The organism is Clostridioides sp. LIBA-2809 (assembly GCF_056688965.1).
On the sequence record NZ_CP197004.1, the window covers coordinates 2,379,429 to 2,396,338 of the forward strand.

The window sequence follows — 16,910 nt, forward strand, 5'->3', positions numbered from 1 at the left end:
ATATTTAAATTTTATCTATTTTAAGATATTATATAAACTTAAGATTCAAAGTATAAATATTATATTTGAATCTTAAATTTACATTTTTATTCAAAAAGTTAATAGATATCTAATTCATCAAAATTAAGATATCTATTAACTATATATATTAATTAATTTTATAATTAGCTTATTTTTTTTGTAGTAAATGATGTTTTATCTATAAGCCAATCTTTTCCTTCCACTAATCTTGCAACTAACATTGATGTTACTGTATTTCCAGTTGTATTTAATATAGTATTAGGAATATCAGTTATAGTAGTTATAACTGTCAACAATGGAATTGCTTCCACTGGAAATCCGAAGATGCTAACCACGAGCATCTCACCGATAAGTCAGCCACCTGCTACAGGAGCCATAAATACTCCAACAACAAATACGGTTACAAATAATTGACCTATTGTTGCTGGATTTGCCATACCACTACCTAAAATACCTGATAAAAATGCAACTTTTATTATTACTGCTAAAACTGACCCATCTTTATGTATATTTATTCCAAGAGGTATAACTGTTTCTGATATATCATCAGGAACTCCTATATTTTTACTAGCTTCTAAGTTTGATGGTATACATGCTGAACTCGAAGAAGTAGCTAATGCTGTTGCTATTGGTTTTATAGCATTCTTCCAGAATTGCCTAAACCCTTGTTTTCCTGCAGATAGAAAAGCATATAAACTGTAAAATAATAAGAAATACAATGCTGCTGTTATAGAATAAATTAAAAACACCCTTACATATCCTTGAATTATTTTACTTCCAAGTTCTCCAATTATTGTAGCTGTATAACAGCCTAACCCTATAGGAGCATAAAGCATGACTATACTTACTACTTTTAATATTGCTTCTGTTCCTTCTGATAAGAGCTTTCTTATAGTATTTCCCCTATCCCCCATCATAGCTATTGCTGTTCCAACTAAAACTGCAAATATAACTAATTGTAATAAATTACTACTAGAAAATAAATCTCCAAAATTTTTAACTGTAATACTTGATACTACTTGGTCTAATAATGTTCCTTTCGATTCTAAAGTTTCTGCATCTTGAGCCACCATTAAACTTTTTACACTCGATACATCTAATCCTTTAGATGGATTAAATAATAATGCAGATGTAATACCTAAAACTGCAATTACAAGTGTTGTTCCCATAAATACTATAGCTGTATTCTTCATTATTTTTCCGAAGCGTTCCATGTTTTTTACACTAGCAACACCTGAAGAAACACTAAGAAACACTAATGGTACTACTATCATTAATAGAGCATTTATAAATAAATCTCCAAATGGTTTTAGTATTGAAGCTTTTGGACCAAGTACTAATCCTACTATTGCTCCTATTATGGTACATGATAAAAGTATAATTGATGACTTATAATTTTTTAAAAAGTCCCTCATTTATATTTTCCCTTCTAATGTTTTATATTATAAATTACCCAAAACTCTAAAAAAATTAAAGTAAATTATCTAATGCGCATTAATAATTTTTGTAATTTTCCCCAACAGCTACTTTAGCAAATACTGGAATATATGTCAATTTCTATAGTTTTTTTGTATCTTTAATATTTTTCTAATAGTTCATATCTATATATAAATCTTAATAAAATTCTACTTTTAAAACTTTTTTTCTATATCAATTTCAATAAAATAAACAAGATAAAAAAATATATATAATACAGTTTAATTATTCTCAAGTTTAATAATTTATACTTTAAGATAAAATTTCAGTATAGTCACTTTAATTACTGCGTTGTACTATTTCATTAAGATGTTATTGCAAATACGTATGATATTTTATCAAACATTGTTTTTTTATGTATTTAAATATTTTATAATATTTTTAAAACCAAAGGCAAATAAGTTGTATTTCTAATTTAAAATTAAATAATAAATCTAAGAATAAAAAAATACTCCTATTAAATCTATTATCTAACTTATAAATTTAATAGGAGTATTTTATATATCTTAAAATAATTAACTTATACTTTTTTTAATTAAATGCTTCTTCTTTCCTAATGATATTTAAAAATTTTGCAGTTCTTTCGTTTTTAGGATTATTAAATATTTCATTAGGAGCTCCTTCTTCAGCTATTACACCATTATCCATAAATATAATTTTATCAGCAACTTCTTTTGCAAAATTTATTTCATGAGTTACAATAAGCATTGTTATTCCTTCTTTTGCAAGCGATTTTATAACGCTTAACACTTCTCCAACAAGTTCTGGGTCTAGTGCAGATGTTGGTTCATCAAATAATATTACATTTGGATTTACTGCCATTGCTCTAGCTATACCTATTCTTTGTTGTTGACCTCCAGATAATTTTGATGGATAAAAATCTTTCCTATCCAACATACCTACTTTATCTATTAATTTTAAAGATATTTCTCTAGCTTCTTGTTTACTTTTTTTATGCACTACTATTAATGCCTCCATTACATTTTCTAGTGCTGTCTTATTTTTAAATAAGTTATAATTCTGAAATACCATAGATGTATGTTTTCTTAAATTTGCTATATCTTTTTTTGTTGCTTTTTCTACATCTACCCTTACATCTCCAATCATTATCTTTCCTTTTGTAGGCTCAACTAGATAATTTAAACATCTAAGTAGTGTAGATTTACCTGTCCCAGATGGACCAAGTATAGCTACTACTTCACTTTGATTTATCTCTAGATTTATACCTTTAAGAACTTCTGTCCCTTTAAAATTTTTATGCAAATTTTCTACTTTTATCATTGTTATCCACCTTTTTAATAAATATAATAAATAATATATTCGATATCAAAATTAATATATTAGTATTAATTTTAAAAACAGACTAAATATATTTTATAAATATACTCTAAAATTGACATAAATAATCTACTGCAAGCTGAGATAATAAGGAAGATGCTACGCTCAAGCATTTTTCATCTATATCAAATTTATTATTGTGCAATCTATAGTTTATATTTTTTTCTTTATTTCCTACACCTATATACATAAATAAACCAGGTTTTTCTTTCATATAAATAGCGAAATCTTCTCCTGTCATTGCAGGGAAATCAATCATTTCAACATTCTCATCTCCAAGTATTTTGCAAGCGCTTTTTCTTCCCAGTTCTATCATATTTTTATCATTTATAACAGCATCTCCTCCAGCACTCTTTTCAAACTTGCAATCTGCTCCATGTGCTTTACATACACTTCTTACTATGTTTTCTAGAATCTTACTTACTTCAATCACTTTTTCCTGACTTACCGCTCTAATAGTTCCTTGAAGTGTACACACATCTGGTATTATATTTTTAGAAACACCAGAATTAAAAGAACAAACAGACACTACTACTGGTACAACTGGGTCAATTTTTCTCGAAACTATCTGTTGAATAGATGAATATACTGCATTTCCAACTGCAATTGGGTCTATACAATTGTGAGGTTCTGCTCCATGTCCACCCTTGCCGATTATTGTTATTTCGAAAGTATTAGTTGCTGCCATAGCACAATTTCTAGCTATTCCAATTTTTCCTGATTCAATAGTTGGCCAACAATGACCAGCTGCTAATACATCTACACCTTCAAGTACATTTTCTTTAATTACAATATCAGAACCACCTTTTTCTTCACCAGGTTGAAATAGCAACTTTACATTTCCATTCAGTTCTTCTTTTATATCATTTAAAATCATTGCTGTTCCTAACAACCATGAAACATGTGCATCATGCCCACAAGCATGCATATTATCATTTATTGATTTAAATTCTAAATCATTTTCCTCTTTTATTGGAAGAGCATCCATATCCGCTCTAAGTAGTATAGTTTTACCACTAATATTTTTTCCTTTTATAGTAGCTAATACTCCTGTACCAGCAACATCTATATACTCTATATTAAGTTTATCTAGTTCTTCTTTTATAAGTTTGGATGTTTTAAATTCTTTAAATGCCAACTCTGGATTACTGTGTATCTGTCGTCTTATTTTTATGATTTTTTCCATATTTTTTAGTGCGATAGATTTTATTTTAGTTTCAATCATTTGAAATACCTCCATAACTTATTTTTATTTATAAAGACTAATAGAAATACATTGTAATACACAGATAACTATAGATAAATTTAGTATACTTATCTATAGTTATCAAAACTTTATATTTTAATTTTGGAGTACTTATTTTTGTATATCAGCACTTACATCCATTCCAAACCATTTTTCAGATATTTTTTTCACTGTTCCATCTGCAAGCATTTCCTCTATTGCTTTGTTTACATCTTCTTTTATAGTTTTAGATTTTTCATCATTTTTCTTAAAGAAATATGCTATATTAGTAACTGATAATTTATCATCTAATACTCTTATCTTCATGTTAGCTTTTTTAGCATCACCTACAACAGTAAGTTCCGCATCAATCCATGCACTAACTCTTCCTAAATCTAAATCTTGAATACCATTAGTTCCATCACCATAAACCTTTTCTTCAAATAAATTGTCTTTATTAACACTAGCTGCAACCTGTTGACCTTGAGAACCTTCTGAAATTGCTACAACTTTTCCTTTTAAATCTTCAAGCTTATTAATTTCATTGTTCCCATCTTTTACAGCTATACATACAGCATCAGAACCATAAGGTATAGAAGCATCGTATTTTTCTAATCTTTCTTTAGACATTCCAAAGAAGTTGGCTGCTACATCAACTTTACCAGAATCTAACATACCAAATATAGAACTAAAACCTGTTGGCTCCATTTTTATTTCATATCCACTTCTTTTACCAATCTCTTTCCACATATCAACTTCAAAACCTTTATGCTCACCATTATCAACATAAGAATATGGGTCAGCTGAATTAGATGAAGCTACAGTTATAACTTTTTCATTCTTTACTTCCTCTTTTTTTGAACAACCAGTAGTTACAACTGTTAATGCTAAAACTGCTACTAAACATTTTATAATATTTCTTTTTATCATATCTCTTCTCCTCACACCATTTTTATGTAAAAATACTTTATATGTATTTTTTTAATACTCTAATAATTGCTTATTTTCTTCTCTATTTTTTTTTGTCCCCATCCTAAAGGAGTTATTATACACCAATAAATCACCATAACTGCTCCATATACTTCAAAAAACTTAAAACTCAATGCTCCTTGTGATTTAGCAGCACCCATTATATCATTTACTCCAACAACAAAAGCTACAGAAGACCCTTTAATTAAATCTATGAAATTATTGAATAATGATGGCAATGCAACTCTTACAGCCTGTGGTATCACTATCCTTTTCATTGTTTGTAAATTTGTTAATCCCATTGCATATGCTGCTTCTATCTGACCTTTATCAATTGAAAGTATGGATGCCCTTATCGTTTCAGACATATAAGCTCCCATATTTAAGCTAAGTACTATAGATGTTGCAAATACTGGGTCCATATTTTTAACAAAATCGCTCATATATGCCAGTCCAAAATATAGAAAGAATAACTGTGGCATAAGAGGTGTCCCTCTAAAGATAGATACATATACTTTACATATTTGATTCAATACTTTCACTTTGTAATAAGATGATAACGCTACTATTGTACCTATAATTAATGAAAATATTAATGAACTTATTGCCAAAATCACAGTTACATTGAACGATTTCATTATTATTGGAAATAATTCTAAAAAATATTTCATACTAAAAATCATAAAATAAGTCCCCCTCACTTAATGTTGTTTTTTGCAAGCTTTTGTCACATGTTAAATTATAATAGAATTTTCTTTATTTTTCCAATAGAAAAAAACTATTTTATCAATTGATTATATAGACCCTTTTGATACCATATTTTTTTTGATATTTAGACTACTAAATTCATTTTTTCTAAAATTAAAAATTTATTTACAAGAGGGAACATATCTGTATAACCTATCTTTAAACACTAAAATCTAATATGCTTTTCCTATCCTTTTTTCAACCTTACTTTGTATATTACTTAATACTATAGATACCGCCCAATAAATTAGTATCGTTATCATATATATCTCAAAAAACTTAAAACTCGAAGCAGCTTCTACTTGAGCTACTCCCATCAAATCCTGTATTCCTATAGTTAAACCTAAAGAAGAACCCTTAATTATATCTAGTGTACAACTTACAATAGGAGGTACTGCAGATGTAGCTGCTTGAGGTAAGATTATTTTAACCATTGACTGATATTTACTTAATCCAAAAGCATAGCAGGCTTCTTGTTGTCCTTTATCAACACTCTCAATAGATGCTCGTATAATTTCTGCCATATATGCAGATGAGTTTACCCCTAAACAAATCACTATTGCTAAATAAGGTGAGCAATCTTTCATAAAAGAAAATACCATTGGAAATCCGAAGTAAAAGAAAAATATTTGAATTAAAAGTGGCGTTCCTCTAAAGAATGAGATATACACCTTAGTTATATATTTCAAAATTTTTGACTTTGTCTGTGTAAAAAATGCAAGTATCACACCTAATAATATTGATATGAAAAACGCAACAATAGATATTAGTATTGTTATTCCCAAGGCTTTAATTAAAAATGGAAATATACTTAGACAAAATTCAAAGTTAAAATTACTCATTAGTAGGCTCCTTAGTGATATCCTTTCCTAGCCAAGTTTCAGATATTTTAGTCAAAGTTCCATCTTTGTGCATATCTGCAATTACTTTATTTATTTCTTTTGTCCATTCTTCACCTTTTTCATTTTTTTGAAGTGCAAAAGAACAAGCACCAAATTGAATTGGAGGTTCTACCATTTTAAGATTTAATTTTTGTTCTTTTATGGCTATTAAAGCCTCAACATCCTGTGCAACCACTGCATCTAATCTTCCCATTTCTAGGTCTTGATAGTTCCCTTTAAGAGTTGCACTTGAATAATTTACTATTTTTATTTCGCCATTTGGATACTTTTCTTTTAGTATTTCATTTGCCACTGCTCCAGTACCCACGCCTACCTTTTTACCAACTAAATCATCTATTGATTTTATACTATTATCATCTTTTCTAACAATAATATTTGTTCCACTATAATTATAAGCATCTGAAAAGCCATATTTTTCCTTTCTTTCAGGTGTCGCAGTAAGTTGAGCAGATACTACATCTGCTTTATCAGCTTCTAATAATCCAAATAATCCACTAAAATCAGTTAATACCCATTCAACTTTACAATTAGTTCGTTTAGAAAATTCGTCCCAGAAATCTACTTCAAATCCTTTAAGTTTATCCTTCTCTTTAAAAGCAAAAGGGAAATACGTTCCTGATGTGGCAACTCTTATAGTTTTTTGTTCTTCTTTATTTTTATTATTTCCTGATGAACATCCTGTAATTAAAAGTGATGATGCTAAAACAAGCATAATAATTAACTTAAGCTTTTTCATAGTTTGTTCTCTCCTTTTAAATCTAATTTTATTTCAATTTTGTATATAATACATTTCCAACAGTTTGAATCACTTGAACCATTATAATTATTATAATTACAGTTCCATACATTATAGTATCGTTAAATGTTTGATAACCATATATCAGAGCAACTGACCCCAAACCTCCTGCCCCTAATGCTCCTGCCATAGCAGAACTACCAAGTATTGATACGGTTGCAAGAGTTATACTTGAACATATAGATGGTATAGCTTCTCTAAACATAATACTAAACAATATTTGTAAATTTGAAGCACCAAAAGATTTAGCTGCTTCAATCATACCTTTATCAACTTCTCTAAGATTACTTTCAATTAATCTAGCTATAAATGGAGATGCAACTATTATAAGAGGTAACATAGCTGCTTGTTTTCCAATAGAAGTACCTACTACAAATCTTGTAATTGGAGTTATAGACACCGCCAATATGATAAATGGAAATGACCTAATTATATTTATCATCAAATCTAAAATCTTATATATGTATTTATTAGGTCTAAGTCCTTCATTTGAAGTTTCTACTAATATAATAGCTAATATAAAACCGATTATAGAAGATATAACAGTAGCCCATGTAACCATATAAATAGTATCAAATACTGCAGGAATTATTATTTTATTTATTACAAGACTTGGATTATCCATTATCTAAAGCCTCCCAAATTATGCATCTACTATTTAAATACTCACTAATTATTTTTTTATCTTTAGCATCCATGTTTATAACAGTGGTACCTATAATATCATCTCTGAATTTTTCTAGCTTAGAAGACACAATTGAAAAATTAACTGGAATTTGTTTTGCCATTTCTGGAATCAATGTATTTTTAGCTTTATCCTGTTTAAATAATATTCTTATATTTACACCTTCTTCTGGCATAATCTCCGATTGCTCTCCTAAAAGTCTCTTTAAGCAGTCTGGTTGATTCAAGAATAGCTTTTGGACATCTCCCAATGCAGCTATCTTTCCATATTCTAATATAGCTACTCTGTTACATATTTCTCGAATAACATCCATTTGATGAGTGACTAATACTATAGTTATGTTTAGTCTTTCATTTATTTCTCTCAAAAGTGATAGTATAGATTTTGTAGTTTCTGGGTCAAGTGCAGATGTAGCTTCGTCACTAAGTAAAATTTTAGGCTCCAGTGATAAAGCTCTAGCTATAGCAACTCTCTGACGTTGTCCTCCACTCAATTCTTTAGGCTTTTGATATATCTTATCTTCTATACCTACTATTTTTACAAGTTCCATTACTTTTTTTTCTATTTCATCTTTTTTATATCCCCAACACTTCATTGGAATAGATATATTATTATATACATTTTGTCTTTCTAATAGAGAAAAATGTTGAAATATCATTCCTATATTCTTTCTGTATTCTCTGATTTTACGATGTGAATTGTTTTTTATTTCACACCCATCTACTAAAATCTCACCCTTTTCATAATCTTCTAATAGATTTATACACCTTAAAAGTGTGGATTTCCCAGCACCACTTTTCCCTATCAAACCAAATATTTCGCCTTGCTCTATAGAAAGAGATATATCTTTTAACACATCTAAACTTCCAAAAGACTTATACAATTTAGATATATTTATCAAATAATCACCTCAAGTTTTTCACATAGAATTAAGCTGTTTTTTATACACACATAAAACAGCTTAATTCTTTTAAATAGTTAAATCTAAAAATTATGTTATTTATCTTCTATAAGAACTGATGTAGTACCATAATTTTTTTCTATTATAGCTTTTACTTTTTCTCCTTTTAACTCTTTAGTTAAAGCTTTAGCCCATTCTTGGTCTTTATTTTCACTTTTAGTAGCTAAAACTATACCATATTCTGACCCATGCTCATCAAAAGCTAAAGCACTTTCTGGGTCTTTGTCAGATTTCATTATTTGTATTGCTCTAACCACTCCTAAATCTACATCTGGAAGTGCACTTGGAATTTTTACAGTATCCATTTCTATAAATTCTAGATTGTGTTTATTTTCAACTACCTCTAAAGGACTATAAGTTTTGACACCATCTTTTAATTTAATTAAACCTTCATCTGCTAATAAAACTAATGCTCTTGATTTATTAGTTGCATCTGATGGTATAGCAACTTTCATATTATCTTTAACATCATTTAAGCTTTTTAATTTATCTGAGTATACACCCATTTTTGAATAATAAATAGGCTCTCCTACTGCTGACAAGTCTGTACCTTTATCTTTATTAAATTGCTCTAAAAACGCACTATGTTGATAGAAATTGGCATCTAAAGTTCCTTCAGCAACTCCACTATTTGGACTTATTATATCTCCATCAAAAAGAGTAACTTCCATTTTATAACCATCATTTAAATAATCTTTTTGTACTGCATCTAACATTTCTTTTATAATAGGGTCAGATGTACCTACTTTAACAGTTTTTACTTCTTTTTTAGCAGACTCACTTTCTTTTTTTTCATTATCATTTCCAGAACATGCTACTAATGATAATGATAGTATAGCTATTAGTGATAAACTAATTAATTTTTTAATTTTCATGACTTCCTCCAATGATATTTTTATTAATATTTAAAATGTACATAATTTGCCTTTTACAGCATTTTTACTGTAAATTCTAGCAGCATTCATAAATGCATGTATGTTCTCAATAGGAGTTCCTACTGGAATTTGGCAACCAGGAGATAACGTAAATCCACATGGATTGTCACTTGCCTTTAAGATACATTCCTTTACTGATTCCATTACATCATTAATACTTCCATTTCTCATAATTTCTACTGGTGGTACATTTCCAGAGATACCCATACTTTTTCCAATTGCTTTTTTAACCTCTTCTAAATCCTCGCAATTATCAACACTAAACGCAGAAAGACCTACATCAACTAAATCTTGCCATCTGTCTTTAGTCTTTCCACATATATGTATAGATGGTGCTGAACCTGTAATTTCTTTAACTCCTAGTACGAATTCTTCTAAATACGGTTTTACAAATTCCTTAAACTGCACTAAGCTTATCAGATTAGACGAAGCTACTGGTTCAGCTAGACTGACACTTGACCCACATTCTTTATAAATTACTTCTGTGTATTTTAGCATGCATTTTACTGTATATTTTAAAAGTTTATGTAAATTTTCTTTATTTTTAACAGTATCTTTTAGTATATTCTCAGCTCCTCTTATAGCTACAACATTACTTATTGGACCTGCTAAACTTGAACCTATAAATCTTTCATTTGAAAATTCATCTGTTAAGACTTTTAATGCTTCTATAATAGCTGGCATTCTCCCATCTTTATAAGGGTCTATTATATCTAAAGAATCAAGCATTGAATAATCTTTGAGTATAGGCTCAACTATAAAAGAGACTGAATCCTTAGGATATTTTAACTTAGAACCAAGGGCTTCTCCTATGCCTCTAAGACCTAAACCTACGCCCATAGAATCTACATTAAAATCTCTTGCCAAGTTTCGTTCCATTTCAATCATCATTTCTGAGGAATAATAATAATCACTTATATTTAATCCATACATAACAGGTGCTGTTTCAGATAAAGAAAATGAACATGGTAATCTATCAACTTCTTTTCCTGACTTATATAAAATCGCCCTTTCTTTAGGTGTTAATTCATCTTTTAATATTTTCATCTCAACACGCCCCAATAATTAAAATTTATATTACTTCAAAGTTAAAATGCTTATAATATGCTGACTGTATATATCTTTTCATTGAATACACTTTTATTAGTATTTTTAATACAATTTTGCCCAAATATTCTTCCTTTACATAAATCTTCTTTCAATAGAACATCTGCATAAGTCATATTATTATTAAAGTTAAGTTCTTCAATTTCCATAAGACCTAAATTCAAAAGTGAAGTTGTTGTTCTTCCACATATATGTATACTTGCTTTACCATTTATTTTCTGTTGTAGTTCTTTAAATATCTCTATAGTTATATCACTACTTAAGTTACAAAAAGTTCTCTTACCTAAAATATCCATATTTCCAGTTGGGTCAGCATAAGATATAATTTTAGCTCCAGATTCTACTCCTTTAACAGCATACTCTACAATAAAATCTTTTACATATTCTAGAATTTTGTATAAATCATTTTTTCTATTTTTTAAAGCTTTTACTATAGTTGTTAAGTCTATTAAGCTACTCAAAATAGTAATTGGACCTTCAATACTTAAAATAACATCTTCGTTTTCAGATGATAATTTTTTTATTGCCTTTAATACTTCATTAGCTTCTACTTCATCTAAATGAACTTTTTTAAGATTTAATAATTCTTCAATATCATTGTATTTATAGCTTTTTACTCTTGGTGTACTCAATTCATCAATTAAAATATTTGCCCCTAAACTTTGTGCACACATAGTGTCACATAATGGAAGATAACAAACTCTATTTTTTGTACTTTCTTTTAAAAGTTTTGTAGCCTTTACCATTTCATCACATTTTAGATAAACGTCTGGTATTTTTAGATTATTTTCCTTTAGAAATTTTAACTCTTCCATTCCTGTAGTATCATATGTACATTTAAAATTGTATTTTTCTTTAATTTTAACTCACCTCCACTTACTTATTTACTCAACTTACTTATATCAAAGCTTAAACAACTTGCAAATAAACGTTCATAATCTTCTAGTAATGACAATTCTAAGTAATCACATGTTTTCAAAACATCATTTACTTCAGCTCTTTTTGATATATCTAAAAGGCATAAAATTGCACCACTTTTAGAAGAATTTCCAATATAACTAATTTTATCTTTAAATTCTATAGGAACCATTCCTACACCAACAATACTTTCAACCTTTAAATGTGCTCCAAATTGACCTGCTATTATTACTTTGTCAATATCTCTAGGATTTAATTTTAAATTATGTAACATAGATAAAATACCAGATAAAATAGCTCCTTTTGCTAGCTGAACTTGTCTAATATCATTTTGAGTAATATATATGTTATGTTTTTTAGATAATACTATACTTCTCTTTTTGCCATCCTCTACCAAAAGATTTTTAAGAAATTTATCCTCATTAAAATCATCTTTTTTCTTTACTCTTCCGCTCTTATTAATCAGACCCGCTTTGTATATTTCAGATATAGAATCTAAAATACCACTTCCACAAATACCATTTGGATTTCCCTGTCCTATAATATCTATTTGTATTCCCTCATCTTTAATACTTATCCCCTCAATAGCTCCCTCACCTGCTCGTACTCCACAAGTTATATTCATTCCTTCTAATGCTGGTCCGGCAGCACATGAACATGCGATTAACTTTCCACAATCAGATAAAATCATTTCTCCATTAGTTCCTATGTCTATGAAAAGTATCTTCTGATTTACTTTTTTTAAATTTGTGACAATAGCACCTGCAGTAATATCAGCACCTATAAATGCAGACACACTTGGTAAGCAGTAAAGCCTTGTATAATTTGATACTTCTAGACCTATATCTGAAGCTAAAAAAGTCTTACTATCTTTAAACATCGGTCTATATGGATTTACTCCTAAACTTTTAGGATTTATTCCTAAGAGTAAATGTAACATTGTAGTATTTGCAGCAATTGATATATCATAAATGTTTTCCTTTGCTATTTTATTATCCTCACACAAATAATTAAATAGATTATTTAAACATTCAACAACCACTTTACTTAGAATTTCTGCTCCATTTTTCTCTTTTGATGCAAAATTAATTCTTGATAATACATCCAACCCATAGCTTTTTTGAGGATTTATAGAAGAAGCACTTTTAATTTCTTTGCCAGTATTTAAATCTATTAATGATACCACCATAGTAGTTGTACCAATATCAACTGCAAATCCATATATCAAACTTCTTGTATCTCCATTTTCTATGGATATAATCTTTCCATCATATCTAGTTATTGTATAGGTTTCTCCTTCTTTTAAGTTAGAAAACCTTTTTATTACATTTAAGGGTAAACTTTCTTTATCTTCTAATAATAATTTTTCTACTGCGTCACTTTGTAAAAGAGACTTTTCTGAAAATATCTTACATTCTTTTCTTACAGCAGGATTTAAATCAAACTTAGGCATATAACCTTCCTCTAATACTTCTACCTTTTTTTCATCATGCAACAATTCTATATCAATATCTCCATCTACTTGATATAAACATGCTAACCTAATATTATCTAAAACTTCTTCCTCACTTAAAAACCTTCTTTGTTCCTCTAAATTCTTATCTTTAATATTACTTAAGATTTTAACTTTACATTTTCCACAATACCCTTTACCTGCACAGGGGTTTTCAATCATTATTCCATTTTCTTTTAAAATTTCCAACAAATTTTTTCCAGAATCAAACTTTAATATTTTTTGTTCTCCATATCCATCATTTACAGTTAATATGTACATTTTGACACCTACCATATGCTTAACATTCACTTTCTCGTGCACTCAGAACCATTGATTGTATATTTTTAATTGGAGTCCTAGCTCCTATTCCACATGCTGGAGATAAAATATTTATACCATTCTTTATACATCTTCTTCCTATTTCTCCAACTTTATCCTCAGTCCCATATTCAAGGGCATATGTACTTACATTACCAATAATTGCTTTGTTAGGAACATTTAATACAACCTGTTTTTCATCAGTTATTGAATCAAAACTTATACCTAAACTATGAATACTATTCAATTGAGGATATATAGTTTTTAATCTTCCACAAATATGTACTATGCTTGGAATATTATTGTCTTCTTCATTTAATGAATCTAAAATTCTATTTATATATGGAACCACAAATTCTTCAAATTTTTTAGGTCCAAGTATTTCTCCAGTAGCACTTGGGTCAGCAATAGCTATTAAATCTGCACCAGCTTCAATTTGTGCCTTTGCAAATTTAATTATATTTTCTGTAACAAACTCTAAAAACTTATGAACATTTTCTCTATCTTTTCTTAATTCTCTATAAAATATAGTAGGTTCAATTAAAGATGTTGCAACGCTTATTGGACCAACTACATTAGCAATGATAGGTACATCACTATCTTTAGTTTTTAAATACTTAATTGCATCTATAACAACTTTTGCTCGTCCAATATTTACATCAAGTTCTTTTAATTTTACGTAATCAGATATTGTGTCCATAGGATAAAAGTTTACTCTAGGCTCTGTAATTTTAGTTCCAAAATCAACTTTAGCTCCCATTGCTTCAGCTTCTATAGTCATACAAAATGGTACGCCACAATTTTCAAAACCATCATTTTCATAGATACCATAAGTGAGCTCTGCCATTTTAATAGCATCAAAATGTGCATCAGGCCAACTTATTCCTTTCATATCCATCACATCTTCTACAACCATGTTCATCATACCACCAGGGCAAATACAAGGAGGTCTATCAACAGACTCTCTATTTAAAACCTTCAATAATCTCTCTTTGCAAGTATACAAATTAATTTACCATCCTTTTTATATAATATAAATAACGCTTAGGATACTAATTTTTTTGCTAATTCAACAGCTTTTGCTGCTGATGGTGAATATCCATCTGCACCTATCTTTTTAGCATAGCTTTCAGATATAGGACCACCACCTATCATTATTTTGAAACTATCTCTTATCCCCTGACCTTTTAAATCTTCTATTAAAACTTCCATATTATCCATAGTTGTGGTCATAAGAGTAGACATTGCTATGATATCAGCATTTACTTCCTTAGCTTTTTCAACAAATTCACTCATAGGTATATCTCTTCCTAAATCGTAAACTTCAAATCCAGCTGTTTCTAACATTATTTTTACTATATTTTTTCCAATATCATGAGTATCACCTTGCACAACACCCATTACTATTTTTCCAGTTTTTTTTGAATCTTCTTTTTTAATATGAGGTTTTAAAACATCAATACCTGCATTCATTGCATCTGAACATAAAAGTAATTCTGGAACATAATATTCTTCTTCTTCATACAACTCACCAGCTCTTTGCATTCCAACAGAAAGCCCCTTATCTATTCCTTCAAATGCGTCAAAATCTTGTTTTAAATACTCTTTTGCTATCTCTACTACTTGTTCTTCTTCCATCTCAACTACGTTATAAGCTAATTTTTTTAATAATTCCTCTTTTTCTTTACTCATATACATTTCCCCCTTAACCAATTTAATTTTCATTTTTCCAATGTTTAAAACTGAACAATAATAGTAACTATAAAGTCATTTTTAAAATACTTTTATGTCAAAATAATTTATCTTATCTTAAATTTAATATTTTTATTATTTTTTGTCTAATATGAAAAATCTATTTACTAACTAACATATATTCAAAGAGTCTATTCCATAATATCAATATAAATATCTTAATCATATCTTCCAAAATCTTCTACGGCTCTCACCATAGCTTGTACATTACATGCTGGAGCAAGAGGAGTTAATGCACAATCTGGCATCAATATAAATCCTCCTGGAGAATATTTCATTTGTTCAATTGCTTTTCTACTCTCTTCATATACATCTTCAGGTTTGCCTGAATGTATAATAGAATTCCTTACATTTCCACCAATAATGTATTCATCACCCAAAATTTCTGCTGTCTCCCTCATATCCATCTCATAACCTAATGTAAATACAGTTCTGCTTGGTAATTTTAATTCGTTTGTCCAGTATTTTAAATTTTCCTTATGGTCTCCACAAAGATGTACTATCCATTTCTTAATACCCCATGCTTGATATATATCTTGAATCTCTTTTATATATGGAATAGAGAATCTTTCAAAATCTTTTGAAGAAATAATTCCATGAGATTCCATAGGATATGCTGAAAATGTTGATATTTTTTCTACACCAAATGTATCTATGCTTTTCTTTGTTATTGCCAGCATGTAATCAGTCACCATTCTAAGAAGATGATGTATTACTTCAGGGTCTTTTCTTAAGGATTTTAATAATAGTTCTGTTCCTAAAATACTTTGTACTCCACCAAATGGAGAACCTGATGGAACGGAAAATCCAAATCCATTTTCCACACATATTTTAGCAAATTTCAAAGACCTAATTGCTGATGGTGCAGTGTCTACATCAGGCATTTTTAGATTTTTAACATCTTTTATATCCTCTATAGGTCTTCTTATTACTTTTGGCAATCTTATTCTTGGAGTTTCTGAAAACATTAATTCACCACCAAAATCCCAAGTTTGCCATTCTGGAATTGCATAACCTGGAGTAGCATCGTACTTATGTAAATTTATTGAACACATTTGAGCTTTAAAAGCTTTTTCAGGTTCCATATAATATTCTTTTGAAGAATAATTTGAAATGTTAGCAGCATATAAAGTAACGTTTGGATTAACTGGTATACGGTCTAACTTTTCTTTATTCATTAATGCCTTCATTCTTTCAGCAGAAGTCAATTCCATCATCATCATCTCCTAATTTAATATATTGTTTGATAAGTTATTATAGTAACA

General features: G+C 28.9%; 15 protein-coding genes and 1 pseudogene. All 16 read right to left on the reverse strand.

Annotated features, from left to right (window positions below):
- Positions 1–164: 164 nt before the first annotated feature.
- A pseudogene (locus ACTG44_RS11400) lies at positions 165–1,436 on the reverse strand (dicarboxylate/amino acid:cation symporter).
- A gap of 592 nt (positions 1,437–2,028) precedes the next feature.
- The gene (locus ACTG44_RS11405) at positions 2,029–2,778 is read right to left on the reverse strand and encodes an amino acid ABC transporter ATP-binding protein (RefSeq protein ID WP_479920475.1); all 750 of its coding nucleotides are present in this window, start codon (positions 2,776–2,778) and stop codon (positions 2,029–2,031) included.
- 106 nt (positions 2,779–2,884) lie between these two features.
- Positions 2,885–4,060, reverse strand: a complete 1,176-nt coding sequence (locus tag ACTG44_RS11410) for a M20 metallopeptidase family protein (protein ID WP_479920476.1) — start codon at positions 4,058–4,060, stop codon at positions 2,885–2,887.
- 132 nt (positions 4,061–4,192) lie between these two features.
- Positions 4,193–4,990 (reverse strand): amino acid ABC transporter substrate-binding protein, encoded by a 798-nt coding sequence (locus tag ACTG44_RS11415; protein ID WP_021385033.1) that lies wholly within the window; start codon positions 4,988–4,990, stop codon positions 4,193–4,195.
- Between the two features lie 59 nt (positions 4,991–5,049).
- Positions 5,050–5,712, reverse strand: coding sequence for an amino acid ABC transporter permease (locus tag ACTG44_RS11420; RefSeq protein WP_479920477.1), 663 nt, complete (start codon positions 5,710–5,712; stop codon positions 5,050–5,052).
- Positions 5,713–5,949: 237 nt separating this feature from the next.
- The gene (locus ACTG44_RS11425) at positions 5,950–6,618 is read right to left on the reverse strand and encodes an amino acid ABC transporter permease (protein ID WP_021385036.1); all 669 of its coding nucleotides are present in this window, start codon (positions 6,616–6,618) and stop codon (positions 5,950–5,952) included.
- Positions 6,611–7,414: a transporter substrate-binding domain-containing protein gene (locus tag ACTG44_RS11430; protein WP_479920478.1), complete on the reverse strand. Its 804-nt coding sequence runs from the start codon at positions 7,412–7,414 to the stop codon at positions 6,611–6,613. The genes ACTG44_RS11425 and ACTG44_RS11430 overlap by 8 nt, the downstream gene beginning before the upstream one ends.
- A gap of 28 nt (positions 7,415–7,442) precedes the next feature.
- Positions 7,443–8,099: a methionine ABC transporter permease gene (locus ACTG44_RS11435; protein ID WP_021385024.1), complete on the reverse strand. Its 657-nt coding sequence runs from the start codon at positions 8,097–8,099 to the stop codon at positions 7,443–7,445.
- Entirely contained in the window at positions 8,092–9,060 is a 969-nt protein-coding gene (locus tag ACTG44_RS11440; RefSeq protein WP_021385017.1) for a methionine ABC transporter ATP-binding protein, read from the reverse strand. Before ACTG44_RS11440 ends, ACTG44_RS11435 begins: the two co-directional genes overlap by 8 nt.
- Positions 9,061–9,155: 95 nt before the next feature.
- Complete coding sequence (locus ACTG44_RS11445) at positions 9,156–9,995, reverse strand: MetQ/NlpA family ABC transporter substrate-binding protein (protein ID WP_054270637.1); 840 nt, start codon at positions 9,993–9,995, stop codon at positions 9,156–9,158.
- A 30-nt stretch (positions 9,996–10,025) separates the two neighbouring features.
- The gene (locus ACTG44_RS11450; RefSeq protein ID WP_479920479.1) at positions 10,026–11,102 is read right to left on the reverse strand and encodes a uroporphyrinogen decarboxylase family protein; all 1,077 of its coding nucleotides are present in this window, start codon (positions 11,100–11,102) and stop codon (positions 10,026–10,028) included.
- Between the two features lie 50 nt (positions 11,103–11,152).
- Positions 11,153–11,977, reverse strand: coding sequence for a uroporphyrinogen decarboxylase family protein (locus ACTG44_RS11455; RefSeq protein WP_021385016.1), 825 nt, complete (start codon positions 11,975–11,977; stop codon positions 11,153–11,155).
- 65 nt (positions 11,978–12,042) lie between these two features.
- A complete protein-coding gene (locus tag ACTG44_RS11460) occupies positions 12,043–13,854 on the reverse strand; it encodes an ASKHA domain-containing protein (protein WP_479920480.1) in 1,812 nt (603 codons plus the stop codon).
- A gap of 19 nt (positions 13,855–13,873) precedes the next feature.
- The gene (locus ACTG44_RS11465) at positions 13,874–14,899 is read right to left on the reverse strand and encodes a methylcobamide:CoM methyltransferase MtbA (RefSeq protein WP_044213618.1); all 1,026 of its coding nucleotides are present in this window, start codon (positions 14,897–14,899) and stop codon (positions 13,874–13,876) included.
- 38 nt (positions 14,900–14,937) lie between these two features.
- Positions 14,938–15,585, reverse strand: coding sequence for a corrinoid protein (locus ACTG44_RS11470; protein ID WP_021385005.1), 648 nt, complete (start codon positions 15,583–15,585; stop codon positions 14,938–14,940).
- 218 nt (positions 15,586–15,803) lie between these two features.
- Entirely contained in the window at positions 15,804–16,862 is a 1,059-nt protein-coding gene (locus tag ACTG44_RS11475) for a uroporphyrinogen decarboxylase family protein (protein WP_021385010.1), read from the reverse strand.
- Positions 16,863–16,910: the final 48 nt, after the last annotated feature.